The sequence below is a fragment of the Sphingobacteriaceae bacterium GW460-11-11-14-LB5 genome, from assembly GCA_002151545.1.
Taxonomy (GTDB): Bacteria; Bacteroidota; Bacteroidia; order Sphingobacteriales; family Sphingobacteriaceae; genus Pedobacter.
The window spans coordinates 1440150-1460293 of sequence record CP021237.1 but is presented as its reverse complement, the minus strand read 5'-3'; the positions used below and the strand labels follow the sequence as shown (position 1 = coordinate 1460293).

12 protein-coding genes are annotated in these 20144 nt (G+C 38.0%); 8 read left to right on the top strand and 4 right to left on the bottom strand.

The features are described from left to right. Positions 1-115 precede the first annotated feature (115 nt). On the bottom strand, positions 116-2500 hold the full coding sequence (locus tag CA265_05925) for a hypothetical protein (protein ARS39234.1): 2385 nt from the start codon (positions 2498-2500) through the stop codon (positions 116-118). Between the two features lie 551 nt (positions 2501-3051). On the opposite strand from CA265_05925, the gene CA265_05920 reads away from it, so the two are divergent. The 6 genes from CA265_05920 (at position 3052) to CA265_05895 (ending at position 12241) form a co-directional block, all read left to right on the top strand. Continuing rightward, entirely contained in the window at positions 3052-4866 is a 1815-nt protein-coding gene (locus CA265_05920; GenBank protein ARS39233.1) for a type IV secretion protein Rhs, read from the top strand. A 207-nt stretch (positions 4867-5073) separates the two neighbouring features. After that, the gene (locus CA265_05915) at positions 5074-5886 is read left to right on the top strand and encodes a hypothetical protein (GenBank protein ID ARS39232.1); all 813 of its coding nucleotides are present in this window, start codon (positions 5074-5076) and stop codon (positions 5884-5886) included. A gap of 10 nt (positions 5887-5896) precedes the next feature. Beyond that, positions 5897-6508, top strand: a complete 612-nt coding sequence (locus tag CA265_05910; GenBank protein ARS39231.1) for a hypothetical protein — start codon at positions 5897-5899, stop codon at positions 6506-6508. Positions 6509-6648: 140 nt separating this feature from the next. After that, the gene (locus CA265_05905) at positions 6649-9495 is read left to right on the top strand and encodes a hypothetical protein (GenBank protein ARS39230.1); all 2847 of its coding nucleotides are present in this window, start codon (positions 6649-6651) and stop codon (positions 9493-9495) included. Continuing rightward, entirely contained in the window at positions 9479-10678 is a 1200-nt protein-coding gene (locus tag CA265_05900; GenBank protein ID ARS39229.1) for a hypothetical protein, read from the top strand. Before CA265_05905 ends, CA265_05900 begins: the two co-directional genes overlap by 17 nt. Before the next feature lie 129 nt (positions 10679-10807). After that, complete coding sequence (locus tag CA265_05895) at positions 10808-12241, top strand: ATPase (protein ARS39228.1); 1434 nt, start codon at positions 10808-10810, stop codon at positions 12239-12241. 116 nt (positions 12242-12357) lie between these two features. Here CA265_05895 and CA265_05890 read toward each other — a convergent pair whose 3' ends face one another. From CA265_05890 to CA265_05880, 3 genes are all read right to left on the bottom strand, one after another. Beyond that, entirely contained in the window at positions 12358-13170 is an 813-nt protein-coding gene (locus CA265_05890) for a PA-phosphatase (protein ARS39227.1), read from the bottom strand. 273 nt (positions 13171-13443) lie between these two features. Continuing rightward, a complete protein-coding gene (locus CA265_05885) occupies positions 13444-14697 on the bottom strand; it encodes a two-component sensor histidine kinase (protein ID ARS39226.1) in 1254 nt (417 codons plus the stop codon). Continuing rightward, entirely contained in the window at positions 14694-15371 is a 678-nt protein-coding gene (locus CA265_05880; GenBank protein ID ARS39225.1) for a DNA-binding response regulator, read from the bottom strand. Before CA265_05880 ends, CA265_05885 begins: the two co-directional genes overlap by 4 nt. 233 nt (positions 15372-15604) lie before the next feature. Between CA265_05880 and CA265_05875 the strand changes: the two genes are divergently transcribed. Together CA265_05875 and CA265_05870 are read left to right on the top strand one after the other, a co-directional pair. Next, positions 15605-18028: a TonB-dependent receptor gene (locus CA265_05875; protein ARS39224.1), complete on the top strand. Its 2424-nt coding sequence runs from the start codon at positions 15605-15607 to the stop codon at positions 18026-18028. 164 nt (positions 18029-18192) lie between these two features. After that, the gene (locus CA265_05870) at positions 18193-20133 is read left to right on the top strand and encodes a sulfatase (GenBank protein ARS39223.1); all 1941 of its coding nucleotides are present in this window, start codon (positions 18193-18195) and stop codon (positions 20131-20133) included. Positions 20134-20144: the final 11 nt, after the last annotated feature.

Here is a 20144-nt window from a genome sequence, read left to right as displayed (position 1 = left end):
ATTTATTGTTTAGTTTTTTTATTGATCCGGGTTAATACTGAACAAACGTTTTACTTGCTATTATTTCGCACTTTTTTCGCCTTAAAAACCATTCACTTACAGCTCGTTAACAGCACTAAAGGTTTTTAAAAAGTGTTTGGTTAAAATATAATTTGTAATCTTTAATTCTTCCATTGGCATTATCTTGTCTGGGTAATAACTTTAAACCTTTTATGGTGTAATTTTTACCCAGGTCTATCACAATCTGGTGTGGTGGTTTTGGCGATTTCGATTCCCACTGGGTATGCCAGATACTGGTAAACTGTAAATCGAAAACATTAGCTGCATTTCCATCATCGCCACCCAGTTCTTCACTATCGGCATATACTATTTTCCAATCGCTGCGCGGAATTTCGTTATCCTTTTCATCCAGCAGTACAATTTCGGCCACTGAGGTATAAGGCTGTCCTTTTTGTTCAGATAACGCTTCCAGACAAAAATAACGTGCCGTTACTGGTTTAAAATTTACCAGCTGCCATTTGTTATCGTTTGCAAAACTACCTTCAGCATAAGCCTGTTGTGCATCCGTAACCCATTTCTGGTTAGGTTTTTTATGCAGCTCGGGCTGTTTTTCGTTCACCACATCCAAAATGGGTTTATCTAAAAAGTTTAATGCTGGTTTTTCTGTTCCGAAGAGGTCAAAAACAACGATTTCATTTTTCCCTTTCTTTAACCAGCTGCCTGGTACCAGCATGGTTTGAGTTGGGCCGATATTCCAGTACCTACCCAAACACATTCCATTTAACCAAACTAAACCTTTATTCCACTTACCCATATCGAGGTAAGTATCTTGTAACTTATCGGCAGTAAAACTTCCTTTATAAAAAGAAGCTGCAGCAGGCTGATTGGCAAGCGCTTCGTAACGAAGCGGAATATTCACTTCTCCCAGCCTCACCGGGTAATTTTTCCAGCCTTTTAAAGCGGTTTGTTGCCCGTTTTCGCTTAAGTATACGGCGCCATGTATGCCTTTCCAATCGTGCATCTGGTAGCCATAATTTACCCTGCCTGTTGCCTCTAACAAAACTCTCAATGTGCTTTTAGCCGTTCTGGCCGGGATTTCGATGCTGAATTTATTTTTTCTCCTGTCTAATTCGCCAATCTTTTTACCATCAATATATACCAAAGCATAATCGTGGATATCTTTAAACACCAGGCTCGATTTTGGGCCTGCGGTTAAACTGGTTTCGTACACCACACAACCAAAATCCTGGTCTAAATCTTCCATCAACATGGCTGTATCGGCTAAAACAGGCTTAGGCAGGTTTTTGGATAGTATGGCGATTGAACTGAATTTTACCGGCTGCAATTGCTGAATTTTGTTTGCAGCAGGTACCTCTGGCAATACCTCACCTTCTTGCAGGTAACCGGAAAATAACTTACGTATGGCGTAAAACTTTTCGGTTGCGTTACCGGCCTCATCAATAGGGGCATCGTAATCGTAACTACTGGTTTGCGGCAGGTATGGTGGTGCATTGGCACCGCTGTAAGTACCAAAACTTGTTCCGCCATGTGCCATATAAATACTAAACGAAGCCTTATGATCGAGCATGTATTTTAATTCGGCTACAATACGCTGGGTATCTCCTTTGTGGTGCGGCCTGCCCCAGCTATCGAACCAGCCAGGATAATATTCGCCACACATTAATGGCCCTGTAGGCTGTATGGCCCTTAAAGCTTTAAAATTAGCTTCAGGCCCGCTGCCAAAATTTACCACCGCAAATAAACCTTCGGGATGGTCGTTTTTTAACTGCGAAGGTCCGTCGCAATGAAATAATGGAACCGTAAAGCCAGCTTCCTGTAAGTTGGCTTTAATGATGTTCATATAATCTTTATCGTTGCCGTAGCTGCCGTACTCGTTTTCTACCTGCACCATAATAATATTGCCGCCACGGCTAATTTGTAATGGCGCCAGCTGCGTACCTACCGCTAAAAGGTATTTTTTGGCCCTTGCTAAAAAGTAAGGATGTTGCGTGCGCAGGCGGATGCTCTTATCTTTAAGCAGCCACCATGGGAAACCGCCAAACTCCCACTCGGCACAAGAATATGGCCCAGGCCTTAATATGACGTATAAACCCACCTCTTTGGCCAGTTTGCAAAACTCGGCCGCATCGCTCTGCCCTGTCCAGGTAAACTGATCGGGCTGTTTTTCGTGTATGTTCCAGAATAGGTAGGCACAAACCGTGTTTAACCCCATGGCCTTGGCCATTTGCAAACGTTGTTTCCACTCGGCTTTGGGTATCCGGGCAAAATGCATTTCACCACAGCGTATAATATACGGCTTGCCATTCAGCTCAAAAGATTCGGCACCTATGGCAAAGGTGTTTTCTTTTTGGGCCCAGCTATTAACAGTTAAGCCTATTAATAGCCCTAAAACAAGTGTTTTTTTAAGCAAATGGGTACGCATTTGTGCTGGTTCTTTTCGGTTTTGTTGATTTGTATTTTTTAAAAGTAGAACAAGCAAATGAGCATTACAACATAAATATCAGCGCAAACGATTGACTAATTTTTAATATTACCGCTTTATTTAAGCCCAAAACAAACCGGCTATTTGCAAGGCTTATTTAACCCATACTTTAAGGCTTTTGCCACATAAGCTGGTACCCGGCAAATATTAATTAAAGCTTCTCTCCTTTTACCGCTATTTAAAAATGGGCTGAAGCTTTTACTTTAAACAAAACAAGAGCTGTGGAAATCATTAAAAATTGAGGAAGTAATTCCACAAAGGCAAAGCTATTGGGGAAATAAGACAAACAAAAAAATCATTACATCCAGTATATAACAAAAACTGTTTTATCCTTTTCCGCAAAATGTAGCAGTTAAAAATGGCTTTCAAGAGCTTAAAAGCGGTTTATCAGCCTATGTCGATCGAATAAAGCCGCTTTATTATTTAAACATAAGCGTAATAGTTAAATCTGGTTAAACTTTTGTCTAACAAATAGAGAGCGAGTAACATCAGCGATAAAAAGAAGATGAGCATTCGCGTTTATTTATTGTTTTTTCTGACGATCTCTTATGGAAAACAAACTCATCACCGAAATCAATATTGAAGACAAAGCCATAATACACTTTGACTCATTCGATCTGGAGCAACAATTTAACGGGCATCATTATTTCGAACTTCGGTTTAAGCAGGATCAATTTGGCTTGCCCAGTCTAATCAATCTTGATGATAGCCGCGATTTTGTAGGTAAAACACTTACTGCCTCATTTGGATATCACGCTAGTAAACTACAAGAATTTGCAGGTTTGGTTACCAAGGTAGAACTCGCACAGAGCCATGGCTACCATGGTGTTTTAATTGTAAGTGGCTATAGTCCTACAATTCTAATAGACCGCGGTCCCGATTTGGGTTCTTACTTGGATAAAGACCTAAATGAAATTATAGCGCTGGTTACAAAAGATACCTCTGCTAGTGATCTTAAAGTTATACGCAATGCCAGCAGGAAAAAGCCTATTGATTATCTTATTCAATACAAGGAAAGTGATTTTGAATTTCTGAACCGCTTATCGGGCGAATATCATGAATGGTTTTTCTACGATGGCAAACAGCTCAACTTTGGCAAACCAGATGAGCAGAAAGAAGTAGCGCTTTTTTATGGCCGAGATGTACAGACACTTCAGTATGCCATGGAAATTTCACCAATCAAGCATAACCGCTTTGCATATGACCCTAAACAGGATGAAATGCTGCATAGTGAAAGCACAGGCACAGTAGATGGCATACTCGATCTAGCCCATGCCATACAGGCTTCGAACCGCACTTACAACAAAACATTCAATCAGCCCTCGCTCATTCGTGTAGATAACAGTAACGACATGAAAAGCCATGTAGAGAATGAAGAAAAAGCCACCATAGCAGAACTTCTTAAAATCAGCGCCACAGGAGATAACGCTGAATTAAGTATTGGCAATATTGCTGAAATTACAATGAGTGTGAGGAAGGAGGCTGCTTTTATAACCGAAAACATAGGTAAATTCCTGATTACCAATATTCATCACCATATAGATATTGCAGGCAAATACCATAATACTTTTACAGGTTTACCAGCCGCCACGGAGCGTATTATGGTAAAGAATTATAAAAAGCCAAATCCGGATCTACTGTTGGCAGATGTAATGGACAATAATGATCCCGAAGGACAAGGCCGGATTAAAGTAAAGTTTAAATGGAAATGCCTGACAAACGATATTACCGAATGGCTGAGGGTAATTGCGCCTGATGCCGGAAGTAGTGAACAGGTAAATATGAACAGGGGATTTGTTTTTATACCTGAAGTTGGAGATCAGGTTGCCGTAACTTTTGAAGAAGGGAATATCGCCAGACCAATTGTAATGGGAAGTGTTTTCCATGGCATTAACGGTGCAGGTGGTTACGAGCACAATCATTTAAAAACAATTGCCACCAGAAGCGGCCATTTAGTCGAATTTAATGATGCTGCCGGCACTGAAACCATTACCATTACAGATAAAAACCGAAATATTATACGCTTTGATACTAATGCATCGAGTATTGAGATTTCTGCTCCAGAAAATATCAGTATCCGGGCTAAAAACATAGATATCAATGCCGAGCAAAATATATCTATAGCTGCTGGAGAACATATCTACAGTAATGCAGCAGGAAATATAAGCAACAATGCCGGCGAAAACCATTCAATAATGGCCGAAAATATTACCATGGTAGCTAATAATAACATTAATAAAACGGCTACCCACATCGAAAAAACCGCAGAACACATCAGTCTAAACAGTACCCGGGAGAATATTGAATTTCATAGTGCCAAAGAGATCGTGAATAAAAGCGGTAACAAGGTCAAATTGTTTTAACATGGGAACGATTAAATACATCAGCAAAACCATCACTGAAAATACTGGCAGTGCTAAATGGTTTTCTACTCAAGGAGATATAAATTTCAATGCGGCAAAAGAAGTAATTCTTAAAAGTAAATATAAGATAAAGTATGATCGATATGAACCTTCAAGATAAAAAGGGTAAACCGGTCTTGCGGCATTAGCAAAATCAAATGTATAAAAATGAATAAAATCGATTACAAACCTTTAGAAAAACCTATAAATATACTTTTCAAAATAGAAATCGCTGAAAAAACAACATTTAAAGATGAATCCATCTTTAAGCTTTTTAATATAGATATTTTACCAGCTAAGGCCTCTTTTTGGTCTGGCCATCAGCATATCGAAATTATACGCAAACAAAGTTTGATAGACGCACTACCCGATAATGATGTTGATTTATTCGTGCAGCAGATTTCTGCAGCACTACACCAGCTAACCTTAAAAATAGGATTTAACGGAATGCCCCTAAGAGTTGAAAAACAAAATGAACTATGGCAAAAATGGTTAGCCATTAGAGAAAATGTAGCCAGTAGTTACACTGGAGACTGGATTGATTCGACCTTAACAGCGGTTGACCAAAAAATGCTGCCTGGTGAAGTATTAACCCAACAGATCAAGCAAGACTTATTTCTTAACGAATATTTCAGGGGAGTTTATGATGCAACTTTTGTAGAAAACCAATTTAACCGAAAAAGAGAGGTGTACGGCCTCTGCCCCTTTCCTATTCAATTTAATGAAAAGTGGACACTTCAAATATCAGCGAATCAAAAACTAATTAAATTTTCTGGTAACTGGACCGGGAATGTTGATCAACCAGGATTTAATAATTGGTTAAAAACGAAGACAGACAGTGAACTCACAGAAATTAGTGTTGAAGGGTTTTATCGGATAGATCCAATCACTGGTTGGTGCAACGCCCTGGAAAGTACTTATTTATTAGTAGCGAGTGACAGCTATAAAAAAACATTAAAAATTACTTTAACAACCAATTAGATACCGCCAAATGGATTGGAATATTGAAACTGAACCACCAAATAGCGAAGAGAACCTAAGCAATGATGAGGTTAGGGATGACCTAACTGTATCCAAAGCTTCAGGCAGGCAAGGAATAGATGATCCTGTACAAAATGGAAAAATCACCGAACTACTGGTGTGCCACGGTGCTAAATGCATCTGTGATAAAGCTGTCGATCCTGCTCCAAAACAACTTAAAGTACTCAGCCATAATAATTACATCATTAATGATGATGGCGAAACAAAACTTATTGCGACCACTTTAGACAATAAATTACTTAATATCAACTTCGGCCAATGCAAAGTGCCAGATCCAAGTAAACCAGCCCCCTGTACCGCCAAATTACAATGGAAAGATTATTATGAAAAGGTAGAACTACCAAATGGAGCTTATGTGTTAAATGATAAAAGCGCTGCAATATGTACAGCAAAGAATGGAAATATCAAAATTGTACAGCATGGACAACAAGCCAACATTACCGCGCAAGAGCTAGAAAATGCAAATGCAGGTAGCTGGGCAGCTAATGGTCCACTGCTTACCGAAGAGATGATACATACCGAACAGGCAGCAAAAATGAAGATGAAGATGGTGCAACAGTAAAATCTATAACTACTTTAACATACGGAGCGCAACAACCTCTTAATAGCCCGATTACTTTTAAAGCCAATTTTGATGGTGAACCAATCGATGCAGATAAACAATGCGTAAACTGGATCATTTACGATGTAAACGGCACACCCATGCAATTGCGCAATGATGCAGGAGAAACCCTTACCGTTACTTTTAAAAAAGCAGGTACATACCTGATTGAAGCTTATGGTAAAACCAATGGCGACAAAAAAGTAACCAGGCCATATACTATTAAAGAAAATGAGATTGAAACTGTAACAACGATCGATGGAAAAACCAAAGTAAGGATACAGACACCTATAGAATTTAGGCTTAAAAGCCTTTTTCCATCAGTCGCTATACCGGGCGACACCAATACTATTAACTGGCAGGTAACCAAAACAAGTGGCACTGGTGTGCCTATACTGTTAATCCCGACAGGAAACATGACGAAGGTAATCTGCGATCAGGAATGTACCTATATAGTTTCAGCCTATTTTAATGGTATTCCAAAACAGTCAAAACAGATTCAAGCTTTAAAAAACGGAATTACTTCAATCATCACTTCGACACAAAGTACGAGAATAAAAGAAGAGATAACTTTTAGTGTAAAAGACCAATTCAAAATATTGCCTGCATTACCGCAGGAAATTGCAGCTGTAAAATGGATCTGTAAAAATGTAGATGGCAAACCAATTGAGGCTTTTAAATCGAAAATTGGTGAAACCATAACCCATCAATTTGACGAACCTGGCGAGTATACCGTACAGGCATATATGGTACAGCCAAATGCAAAAGTAGCAGCTAAAATAATGGTTGCCCAACCTGAAATTATATTGGCCCAATGGGAATATCCGGAAGGTGGTAAAAAAACAAAAACAGGCTGGGGTGAATCAAATTATGCCTACATCAAATTTAAAGCAGCAGAAGGTATAATGATCAATTTAGAATATGGTTATTTAGATCACACTGGTAAAGCGAAAGCCATTCACGTAATTACTGGTTTCAGAATCCCTCAAAACCAAATATTGGATCTGGATAAATACCATTTCGTCCCCAATGCAGATAAGTATAGAAAACTGCTAAAAGAAGGGACGGAATTTTACTTCAAAGTATACTCGACTAATATAAAATATGAAATCTTAAATGGGAATATTCCACAACCGCTGCAAAAACTAAAGCTGGTTACCAAAGAAGAAATTGTAAGTATCGAATTTTTAACCGAAAACAAACCAGTCATCCAGGCACTATATGGCAGTAAGATGAAATGCCGGATTCGCACACGTAACCTCAGTGCAAAAAAAGTATACGTTAAAATTTATCGCAAGGAAAGCCGCCTGGGACTCGATAATTTAAGGAAAGATTCACTTGTATATCATGAAGAACACCCTTTGACTTCCAGCGGTGTGGTTGAATTCGATTTTACTTTAGCTAAAAGCTGGGAGAAAAGTTATAGTGAAAAACTGCATCGTTTTTATGCCGTGATAGAAGAAATGGAGTTTTTAGGAACAAGCAATACTCTAGTAGCATTTAAAAATGATGTGCCAGCAAATGGAGGAAAGGTGCTGGTGGGTGTAGGGAAACAGGAAGGTGTTAGTCATAGCGATTGCCCGAGATGTGATAAAGACATTACTACGGCAGAACTAAAACAAATATTTAAAGATGCGGATAATACCACGCTTGTAACAGTTGCGAATGCTTATAATAAATACATGGCAGATCTCGGCATGAATACCTGCTGGGTTAAAGCACATTTTTTCGGCCAGATCCGGGTAGAATCCGGAACCAAACTGCATGTAAAAAGTGGAGAAAGCATGAATTACAGTGCAGACACACTGATCAATGGTAACTTGAATAAAAAAACTGGCAAAAGGGATTCACCGCCTTTCTCCTATTTTACCAAGAATCATAGTGATGCCTATAAATATGGGCGGACAAAAGACCATGCCGCAAACGAGCAGATGATTGCCAACTTGGCTTATGCCGACAAAAATCGAAGTGTTGGAAATAGAATTGGCAACACACAAGAAGGAGATGGCTGGAACTTTAGAGGCAAAGGCTTGATACAGCTTACCGGAAGGGAAAATTATAGCAGAGCCAATGTCTATACTTTAAGATTTGAGAAAGTAGACATCCTTAAAAACTCTGATATTGTAGCAAAGGACATTAAAATTGCGGTATTAACTTCAATGGCATTTTACAAATGGAATGGGCTGATAGCGAAGAGTAATGGATTTTCAGAAAGCAAACCAGTTTCTCATGGTGTAGGTAACGAAGTAGGTAATAGTTACAGTCAAAAACAAAAAGCTTTTGATGACTATACCTCAAAGACATTTAAAGTTAACAATTGTGATTGGACAGAACTTGAGATAAAAGCAACTGGCAGTAGAGCTCCATGGATGGAAATTGCCTTAAATGAAGCTAAAGCGATGAAAGGTTGTTTGGAGTCAGAAAATCCGATGTATACAAAAGCAAAGGAATATTTATCTTATTGCAAAAACACTGCTGAACCAACAAATGGTGAACAAGGTGCGTGGTGTGCAGCTTTCATGAATTGGTGTATTAGCAAAACTAAAAATGCAAAAACTAAACTTCCATATAGTCATTTAAATTCAGCCTCATCCTTAGCTCCTATTAGTAATTTTAAATACAAGAAAATACCCGAGCCTATATACGGTTGTTTTGTCGTATACAAACACACTGACGGTAAACACGGACATACAGGATTACTATTTGGAAAAAACACTAATGGAAAATATATACTTCTCGGTGGTAATCAAAATGATTCAATCCGATTTAGTGAATATGGTGAATATACAAGTAAAAGTAAGCAGAAAAAATTATATGGTTTTTATATACCTGTGGATTATACTATTAAAAACATAGATAAATTAAATAGCAATGATATTTATAGTGATATACAAGCACTAAATAGAAAAATAGGCATTAAAAACGAACAGGATGGAAAAACTAATTAAAAGCAATCATATGTACATAAAAAGAACATTAACCTACTTCACGATTATTTTATTATTAATTGCCTGTAGAAATAAGCCCACTAAAAACAATCAAATAGTTAAAGAAAAACAAATGAATTTAACAAAAAATCAGATCAACGAAATTAAACAACATCTTGAATATCAAAAACGGATAGTAAGTGATGAACTAGATCCAGAAGATCCATATGAATTAACGCCTAAAGATTTAGAATTAGCATCAAAAGTATTACTTCTAGGATTAAAAAATAATGGCTATAAAGTAGTTAACGATGAAATATTTTATCAAAAGATTAATGAAATATTTGGCATAAAGAACTTAAAAAGTCCTAACAAAATAAATATAACAGACAACTACATTACTCTCTTTGGTCAACAATATAAAGATTATAAGGAACTATTAAATGGTGAAATGGATGTTTTCGCCTATAATGAAAATTATTATTTAATGAGAAAGGAGCATTTAATTACCGAATTTCAAACACTAAAAGACTTGATTAAAATAAACGAAGACGATACTTATAAAATCACAATTCTACCTTCTCAAGTTCACAGAAATAAATATATCTTCAATAACGACAAAGCTAGTTTAGCATGGCTTTTAAATAACGAGTCTTTTTTTTTAACTACTTTACTTACAGATTATGGTTATGATAAAGAGCCGAAAATAAATAAAATGGTATTAGATTCTGTTTACAAACAAAATCCTAGATACCCAGAATTTATTGGCCAATTGTTTTTTGCAAAAGACAGTCACAATAAATTACAGATTAGAGAGGGATTATTAAAATTTGTAGAAGAAAATACCAGTGCAACAGACAATAGATTTATTTATGCACTAGGTAGTTTTATGGATGCTTTATATTCCACGGATGAACTACATATTTTCGATGAAGATCCTTCCAAAAAATTCACCCCCTTAGAAAAAGCAGAAATAGTGGCCAACATTGCTAATATTGAAAACCCTGCGAGAGAGAAATATAAATCTCCTGAATCATCAGATGTATGGAACATTCCTGGTTCTCACTTATATAATATTTCGGTTTCGCATCCCGAGGTGATTAAAATAATAGAAGCGCACCATTATTTTGGTTTACCTAAAATGAAGGATATTATTTCCAAACTACAGGAAGAAGCACCACCTATCGGTGCCGACCCTGAATAGGTAAATGATAACGAGAATATCTGCAGCCAAAACAATATACCTAATGCATATTTTGGCTGCAGATAATTTTATATCCACAGCCAAAATTGTATATTTAAACTATATTTTGGCTGCAGATAAATAGAAAACATGGAATTACTCATTGGAAGAATAGCGGAGAAAAGCATACTATCAGAGGCGCTTACCTCAACTTCATCGGAACTATTAGCTGTTTATGGCAGGCGCAGGGTTGGAAAAACTTTTTTGATCCGCTCTGTTTTTCGTAAACAACTTATCTTTGAACTATCCGGTGTACACAATGCTAATACTGCCGAGCAGTTGCTTAATTTCAGCAAGGCAATGGCAGAGGCATTAGGTTTCCCGTTTGCTCCTGCAGCTCCTAAAAACTGGACGGAAGCCTTCTGGCAACTTAAAGAATTTGTAAGCCCTATACTTAAAAAAAGAAGGGCTGTAATTTTCTTTGACGAATTCCCTTGGTTAAGCTCGCATAAATCAGGCTTTCTTTCTGCCTTTGAATATTTTTGGAACCAATGGGCCTCACAACAGCCAAATCTGATTGTGGCTATCTGTGGATCTGCAGCCACCTGGATGATAAAAAAGGTTGTCAACAATAAAGGAGGCTTACACAATCGGATAACCCGAAAAATACGTCTTTTACCGTTTACCTTGCACGAAACCGAACAATACTTAAAAAGCAATAACATCTATATTGACCGTTACCAGGTATTGACTATTTTTATGGCAATGGGCGGTGTGCCACACTACCTAAAAGAACTTAAAAAAGGAGAAAGCGCTACTCAAGCTATTGACAGACTTTGTTTCACTAAAGACGGCCTCCTTTCAACAGAGTATGCAAACCTTTACCGGTCTCTGTTCGAAAACGCAGACAGGCATATTTCAGTAGTTAAAGCACTCTCGGACAAACCATCGGGACTGACAAGAAACGAAATCATGGCTGCATGTAATCTACAAAGTGGGGGGACTACCAGTCTCTTACTTGAGGAGCTTGTGGAGTCTGGCTTCATTACCCCTCACCTGCCTTTCCAAAAGAATGCCAATCAGAGCATTTATAAACTCAGTGACGAATACAGTCTTTTCTACCTTAAATTTATCGAGAATTCCCGGGCCACTGGTGCAGGCACATGGATAAAAAAATCGTCAACATCATCATGGAAAAGCTGGAGCGGCTATGCTTTTGAAGGAATTTGCCTAAAACATACAAACCATATTAAGCAGGCCCTGGGCATTTCTGGCGTGTTTACCGAAACTTCTGCCTGGCGACATGCGCCAAAAAGCGGAATGGGTGCGCAGGTAGACCTGTTACTTGACAGGCAGGATAATGTTATCAGTATATGTGAAATGAAATTCTCCAATACTGAATTCGTTATAGACAAGACTTACGCTGCCGAATTACAGAACAAACTTGATGTATTCCGACGAGAGGGTAAGACGAAAAAAACATTGTTTCTAGCTATGGTAACAACTTATGGCATTAAAAATAATGTTCATGCTATCGGTTTGGTACAGCACCAGGTTACCATGGACGATTTGTTCTTACCTTAAAAAAGATATCGTGAAAACATCGATCCTTCATTTCAGCTGGCTTAGAATGACCATATTTTTCGTTCCGATTTAATTCGAATAGATAAAATATTATGCGTTTAATATAGCGGCATCACCTAAAATCTGCCCGAAAGCATTAAACCCGTACTACCTTGCTGGTGGAAGGGCATCAATGTAAAACTCCCATTTTTCTTCGTGGTGAAAAGGCTTTTGATATATGGATACACCAGATAAGATATTTTGGTTGAAGCAATCCCGAATCCAGCTCCAGCTACCACATCACTAAACCAGTGTTTATTATTATACATGCGCAATGTTCCGGTAGCTGTGGCGACAAAATAACCCGCATAACCAATCCAGGGGTTCACATCTTTATACTCCTGGTGCAGAAATTCTGCTGCCATAAATGCAGATGCGGTGTGTCCTGAAGGAAAAGAATTTTCGCCATTCCCATTAGGCCGCTCTCTGCCAACGCCCTGTTTTACAAAATGGGTGGAAATGCCCATAATGGCTGCCGAGGTTACATATAACATCGAAGCATCGAACAGGTTATGTTTGCCTTTTATGCCCGATAAATTCAATGCATATACCGCAGCTGCCGGTGCAAATTGGATATAATCATCAACATGGGCCGCAAATAAAGGATGGTCTTCCTGTAATTCTGCTTTGGTACTCACGTCGAGTTGTTTTACTGAACCATGGTTATAAACAGCGGCAAAGCCATAACCAGTAAGCAGTACCGGTACAATAAATGCGGTGGCCTTAAACTTTCTTTTGGGCATCGGCTGGCCAGTGTACCATCGCCCCAGAGAATCTGTAGTGATATTTTTTACCGAATCTATACCTTGGGCATCTTGAACAACAGCCCTAGCATAGGTTTGACTTTTATAACTTAGCACAATCAGCAGCACTCCTAAAAACCTTTTCATCGTTTAAATTTTAACCAAAACTATCATCGAATTATGGAGAAATTCTGTAGTGATCAGTTAGTATTCAAATTGGGTGTTTGCGAAGCAGTAATCGTTTGCGACAGGTGCCAATAGTCCTCGCTCTTAAAAAAATCTGCGAGCATCTTCTTCAATCTGCTGACAATAAAAATAATGCCTTACCCTAAGGTCCCCGCAGATATCGCTGATTTACGCAGAAAATATTGCTTTAACCTTTGCTTCCCCCCCCGGCCATCAGTTCGCAATGACGTGTTATTAATCACCAAAATAAACAGTAAAAATATGTTCACCACTTTTTTCATTATAATCGATGCGAAAGCCGTAAAGGTTGCAAATCTGTTTGGTAATGGCCAAGCCTAAGCCCATCCCCTCTGATTCTACTGATTTTGAAAAGCGATCGAAGATTTTGTTTTGCAGATGACCTGGTTGTCCTGAATTGGACATGATTAAGCAGTGCTGATTCAGTTTAATATGCATGTGCCCACCACTTACATTATGCCGCACTGCATTGCTAAAAAGATTGTTCAGCAAAATATCTGCAAGGTACCGGCTCATTTTAACCTCAACCGGAGTAAGATCTGCTGTAAATATCAGGCTGTCTTTTTCCAGCAGTTCCTGAAACTGGCGTTCCTTCGCCTCTATCATTTCTTTCAGCTCGATGGTCTGAAGATCCGATATCAGGTTGTTTTCAATTTTGGCAAGTAACAATAAAGAATGGTGCAACCTGGACAATTTACCTGTAGCATGATAAATATCTTCTAACAACACTCCTTGCTGTGCGGTAAATGATTCTGTTTGCAGTAAAGAATCCAGTTTAGAATTGATGACCGCCAGTGGTGTCATCATTTCATGAGAAGCGTTATCCGTAAAGCTTTTAAGCTCTTTATAATCTTTCCGCACCCGCTCGGCCATTGCATGTGCCGATTTATCCAGCTCATTAAATTCATCAATTTTGGTAACCTCCGGTTCAAATTGTTCCATCCGTGCCACTTCAAAAGATTTCATCCTGTTCAAAATATTGTAAAAAGGCTTCCAAAGCTGACTCAAAACAAATCTGTTGATCAGCAATAATGATAACAGTAAAACTATCGTAATACCCAAAGTAATGAACAGGATTATCCTGAGCAGATCTTCTGATTCCAACCTCGATTTGGTAATGGTTACCTGTACCGCATTTCCGTTTAAATATACTACAGTAATCAAACTTCTTCCGGGTTCAATTTCTCTATCTTTCGGATTGTAATAAGATGTGTACAGAAATTCCCTTTCTGGAATATGTTTTTTTAGGTGTTGATAAGAAACCTGCTGATCTAAATAACTTGTTGGCAACGGAAGTTTATGAAAGGTGCCTACATACTGCCTGATCTCGTTCTCCTCTACAGCTAAATCTTTATCCAGTTTATTAATCAGAATAAAATGAATAACCACATAATAAATAATCCCGGTGATGATTAGCATCACAATAGATGTTAAAATATTGGCCCTATTGTAGCGGTTAGAAAGTTTCATATATCGCCAAATTTATAGCCTATTCCATAAACCGAGCGAAGATAATCTGCCGCCCCCGCCTCTACCAGTTTTTTACGTAAGTTTTTTACATGGGTATAAATAAAGTCGAAATCATCTGATAAATCCATTTCATCACCCCAAAGGTGCTCGGCCATGGCATTTTTAGTGACTACTTTATTGCGGTTAGAAAGAAAATACACTAGAAGATCGAACTCTTTTTTGGTGAGTGTTACCCGATGGCCATTAACGGTAATTTTTATTGCCGAAACATCTACTGTTATTTCATTAAAAAGAATAATATTATCGCCATCAAAATTCTTTCTACGGATAATTGCACTTACACGAGCTTTAAGTTCTGACAAATGAAAAGGTTTAACCAAATAATCATCGGCTCCAAGATCGAGCCCCATCAGTTTATCATCTAAAGAATGGCGGGCCGAAATAATCAGTATACCGTCTCTTTTTTTTAGTTGTTTAAGTTTGGTTAATAATTCCAGTCCTTCGCCGCCAGGCAGTCCTAAATCTAAAAGAATACAATCGTAACTATAAAGCGATATTTTTTCATTGGCTGAAGCAAAATCTGAAGCATACTCGCAAATATTCCCCTCGCCGGTAAAATAAGTTAGTATACTCTCCAATAATGCCTGTTCATCTTCAATGATCAAAATTTTCATCCGTGTAGTAATTTGTATCGCTTATGGTTAATTTAAAAAAGGGGATTGATATTTCTACTAAATCAATCATTGAAATTACCTAGCTAAAATAGCGATTACAATAGTAAAATATAATTCTGAAGGAAGACTGAAGTTAGCAGATATTCTTCAATAGATCTAAACACGTAACCATACTGATTCAGATTCTCTTCAGAATTGCCGGCTACTTTGGCCGCATTAAGCATAAATTAGTCATGAGAAACTACAAATATTTACCACTACTTTTTTTCATTTTTAGCTGCGTGTGCCATATCAGTGTTAACGCGCAGCAAATTCGCATAACGGTTTCAGGACAAATTAAAGAAGCGAAAAACAAAAACACACTTCCATATGCCAATATCGTTTTTAAAAAGCCCAATGATGAAAAATTTATTTTAGGTACCATTGGCGATGATGAGGGCCGGTTTTCAATTAAAGATATTCCATCAGGCAACTATGCCCTGCAAATCAGCATGATGGGTTATCAAACCTTAAAAAAAGAGATCAGCATTGGCACACTTAGTCCGTTTCTCGATCTCGGGATTTTTGAACTGACAGAAGATGCACAAACACTTCAAACCATTAACATTCAAGGCTCGCCAAACGAAGGTCTGGGTAATAAACTAGATAAAAAAACTTACGATCTTGCCAAAAATACCAGTCAGCTGGGAGGATCGGTACTGCAGGCCATGCAAAACCTTCCTGGCATAACCATACAGGACGGGAAAGTACAATTACGGGGGAATGATAAAATTGCAGTACTGATTGATGGAAAGCAAAATGCCATTACAGGTTTCGGCAGTCAAACCGGGTTGGATAATATTCCGGCATCGGCCATTGAGCGCATAGAGATCATCAATAATCCTTCATCAAAATACGATGCCAATGGCAATGCAGGTATCATCAATATTATTTACAAGAAAACCAGCCAGGAAGGATTTAATGGCAAATTAGGTATGAGTACTGGTTTCGGTGCGCTCTGGCTACGTAAAAAAAACCTTCCTACGATAAGCGCCCAATATCAGTTTACACCAAAACTCAATCCCTCCTTATCTCTAAATTACCGAAAAAACAAATTAAACACCTTTTTACAGGCCGATTATCTGTATACGCAAACCTTAAATAAAAACGAATTTTCACAAAGAATATATGATAATGGTATCGTTCTTAATCAACAGGTTAAACGCAACCGGACAACGACCTTTTCTACAGTGAAAAGTGGTGTCGATTACAATCCTAATGCGCATGACAGCTTTACTTTATCAGGCTTTTTTAATCGTGAAAAAATAGGCGATCTTGGCGATATCCCTTATTTCAATAATGATTTTACAGTTAGAAACCGTTTGTGGCAGTTTGTAGAAGACGAGGTAAAATATACTGCTACAGGCTCGGCGTTATATCAGCATAAATTTGCACAGCCTGGTCATACCCTAAGTGCCGGCTTTAATTACACCTGGCATAGAGAAGATGAAAAATATTTCTTTACTAATATTATGCCTGCTTTTACAGGAATGGACGCCTTTAAACTCTTATCTGATGAACATGTTTCAGATTTCAACCTGGATTATGTACGTCCGCTAAAAAACGGAAGAATAGAGGGTGGTTTAAAATATCGCTATCGGCTTATTCCGACGGATATGCAGTTTTATCCGGGTTTAAACTCTCCTATCGATGTAAATGCAGGTGGCTGGGCTGATTACCGCGAAAATATTCCCGCAGTATATGGCAACTATGTTTATGAGAATAATAAAATCGAACTGGAGGCTGGTTTGAGAATGGAATATGTAAAGGTGGATTACCAGGTAAACCCAACCCATAATACCTATAAGAGCAATGGTTATGAATATTTCAGGCCTTTCCCTAACCTTCGGTTTGCTTATAAAATAGACGAAAAGAACAAAATAAGTGCTTTTTATAACCAAAGGGTAGATCGGCCAAATGAGGTAGACATTCGGATATTTCCTAAATATGATGAGCCTGAACTATTAAAAGTAGGCAATCCTACTCTTCGCCCCCAATTTACCCATGCCATAGAATTAGGTTATAAAAACAATTGGAATGAAGGTTATTTCTATGCAGCAGCTTTTCATAAAATAGTTAATGGCACTATAACACGCATAGCTACCATTGTTCCTGGTAACAGCATCATATATAATATTTTTCAAAATGCCGGTAAAAGTTTTAGTAGTGGAGTCGAACTACTGTTACAACAAAAACTTGCATCATGGATTTCGTTTAACCTAAGTGCTACGATATATCAAAACAAAATCGATGCTTTTACCGTAACCAATCAATACCCCGTTCCAACAGTATACAGCATGCCAGAGCAGTCTATTGTATCAGGCAATGCCAAATTTAACGGACAGTTCAAATTACCTGGAAAAACAGACATTCAACTGGCCATGGTTTACCTGGCTCCTGATATTATTCCACAAGGGAAAATTGATGCCCGGTTTTCTACCGATCTGGGTATCAAAAAACAGATCCAGAAAGGAAAGGGTGAGATTTTCTTAAATGGAACTGATATTTTGAATACATTAAAAATCAAAAAAGAAATAAATGGAAACGGTTTCAGGCTTAATAGTACTGATTATTATGAAACACAGGTTTTTAGGTTAGGTTACAGTTATAAATTTTAAAAACTGATTAACCTGATATTAATTAATGGTTAAGTACCATACTTTAATAATACCTTTAAGGCCTAACCAAACCTTCAGGATTCCTTCAGAATTGAAAACTACCTTCGTCCATTATTACACAAAGTGTGGCAAGAAAATTTCAAGCATTGGATTCACCATTAACCATGAGCATTAAAGAAAAAACAAATAAATTACTCGAGCATAGATTCGGACCAGTTTTTTTAGTTACAATACTATTATCTGCCATATCTCTAATTACTAGGCTCTCTTTATTAATTTATAGTGCAGCTAATGTTGATTGGTCAATAATAAACCTCCTTAAAATCCTGGTTATTGGTCTGTTTTACGATCTTGCGGCAGCATCTTTTGCGGTAATTCCGCTTGTAATTTACCTATGGCTGCTCCCTTCTAAATGGTACACCAGCAAATTCAACAAGGTATTATTGTTCATTTATTTTTTCTTTGCTGTTTTCACACTAATTTTCAATGCCATTTCAGAATGGTTTTTCTGGGAAGAATTTTCAGTCCGCTATAACTTTATAGCAGTCGATTACCTGGTATATACTACAGAGGTTATTGGAAATATCCGCCAATCGTACCCGATCAATATTATTATGGTAGGTCTGGTTATCATCACCATATTAATTCTTTACTTCTTAAGAAAGTTCATCACCGCATCTACTATCAATAAAACCAGCTTTGGCAAGCGCACCAAAATTGCCCTGGTACTTTTATGCCTGCCTGTGCTTACTTATTTTGGTGTAAGCCATAAATGGAAATACCACAGCAAAAATCAATATGTAAACGAGCTTTCGGGCAATGGCATGTATGATTTTGGATTTGCCTTCTGGAACAATCAACTGGATTATAATACTTTTTACAAAACACTCCCGATCAAAAATGCAGAAACCATTCTGAGTCGTTTACTGCAACAAGATTCTGCTGCAAAGGGGGAATTTAAATATACCTCCAGAACTATTAATAATCCGGGTACCGAAAATAAGATGAATGTGGTACTGATCAGTGTAGAAAGTTTAAGTGCTGAGTTTCTGGGTACTTTTGGCAATACACAACACATCACGCCACAGCTTGATTCGCTGGCAAAAGAAGGTTTGTCATTCAGCAATTTATATGCTTCGGGAACACGTACAGTGCGTGGTTTGGAAGCATTATCGCTCTGCATCCCGCCTACCCCTGGCCAATCGATCGTAAAACGCCCAGATAATCAAAATCTCTTCACCTTAGGCAGCATCTTCCGTTCAAAAGGTTATAACGCCAGATTTATTTATGGTGGTTATGGGTATTTTGATAATATGAACGAATTCTTTTCGAATAATGGTTATGAGGTTACCGACAGAAGTGCATTACAGGACTCAGAAATCCATTATTCGAATATCTGGGGTGTTGCCGATGAAGATTTATTTATGCTTTCGTTACGCGAACTGGATAAAGATTATAAAAACAAGAAACCCTTCTTTGCACAGATTATGACAGTTTCTAACCACCGTCCCTATACTTATCCTGAAGGGCGGATTGATATTCCATCGCACAGCGGTAGAGAAGGCGCAGTTAAATACACCGATTACGCCATTGGCAAATTTATACGCGAAGCAAAGCAAAAACCCTGGTTTTCGAATACTTTATTTGTAATTGTAGCCGATCATTGTGCATCAAGTGCGGGTAAAGTAGAGTTACCGGTAGATAAATACCATATCCCCATGATTTTTTACAGTCCGGGGCACATTAAACCAGGTAAATTCGATAAACTAACTGCACAGATTGATATCGGTCCAAGCATTTTGGGTTATTTGAATTTCAGTTACGACAGTAAGTTTTTCGGTCAGGATGTATTTAAGATGAAAGCCGGCGATGAAAGGGCTTTTATTAGCACCTACCAGAGTTTGGGTTACCTTAAAAACAATAAACTGGTTATTCTCAATCCAAATAAAAAAGCAACTACATACAAGCCCGATTTCACTACGGGAGGTGCGGTGGCTATACCTGCAGATGAGAAATTGACTCATGAGGCCATCGCTAATTACCAAATGGCATCATACCTCTACCAAAACGGCTTGTACGGCTTTGAGTCTAAAAAGAAACCCTAATTAATTAAGCA

Coding starts and splice junctions, on each gene's coding strand:
- CA265_05895 (ARS39228.1), top strand. CDS start 10,808: ATGGAATTACTCATTGGAAGAATAGCGGAGAAAAGCATACTATCAGAG.
- CA265_05880 (ARS39225.1), bottom strand. CDS start 15,371: ATGAAAATTTTGATCATTGAAGATGAACAGGCATTATTGGAGAGTATA.
- CA265_05890 (ARS39227.1), bottom strand. CDS start 13,170: ATGAAAAGGTTTTTAGGAGTGCTGCTGATTGTGCTAAGTTATAAAAGT.
- CA265_05920 (ARS39233.1), top strand. CDS start 3,052: ATGGAAAACAAACTCATCACCGAAATCAATATTGAAGACAAAGCCATA.
- CA265_05900 (ARS39229.1), top strand. CDS start 9,479: ATGGAAAAACTAATTAAAAGCAATCATATGTACATAAAAAGAACATTA.
- CA265_05905 (ARS39230.1), top strand. CDS start 6,649: ATGCAATTGCGCAATGATGCAGGAGAAACCCTTACCGTTACTTTTAAA.
- CA265_05885 (ARS39226.1), bottom strand. CDS start 14,697: ATGAAACTTTCTAACCGCTACAATAGGGCCAATATTTTAACATCTATT.
- CA265_05915 (ARS39232.1), top strand. CDS start 5,074: ATGAATAAAATCGATTACAAACCTTTAGAAAAACCTATAAATATACTT.
- CA265_05910 (ARS39231.1), top strand. CDS start 5,897: ATGGATTGGAATATTGAAACTGAACCACCAAATAGCGAAGAGAACCTA.
- CA265_05875 (ARS39224.1), top strand. CDS start 15,605: ATGAGAAACTACAAATATTTACCACTACTTTTTTTCATTTTTAGCTGC.
- CA265_05870 (ARS39223.1), top strand. CDS start 18,193: ATGAGCATTAAAGAAAAAACAAATAAATTACTCGAGCATAGATTCGGA.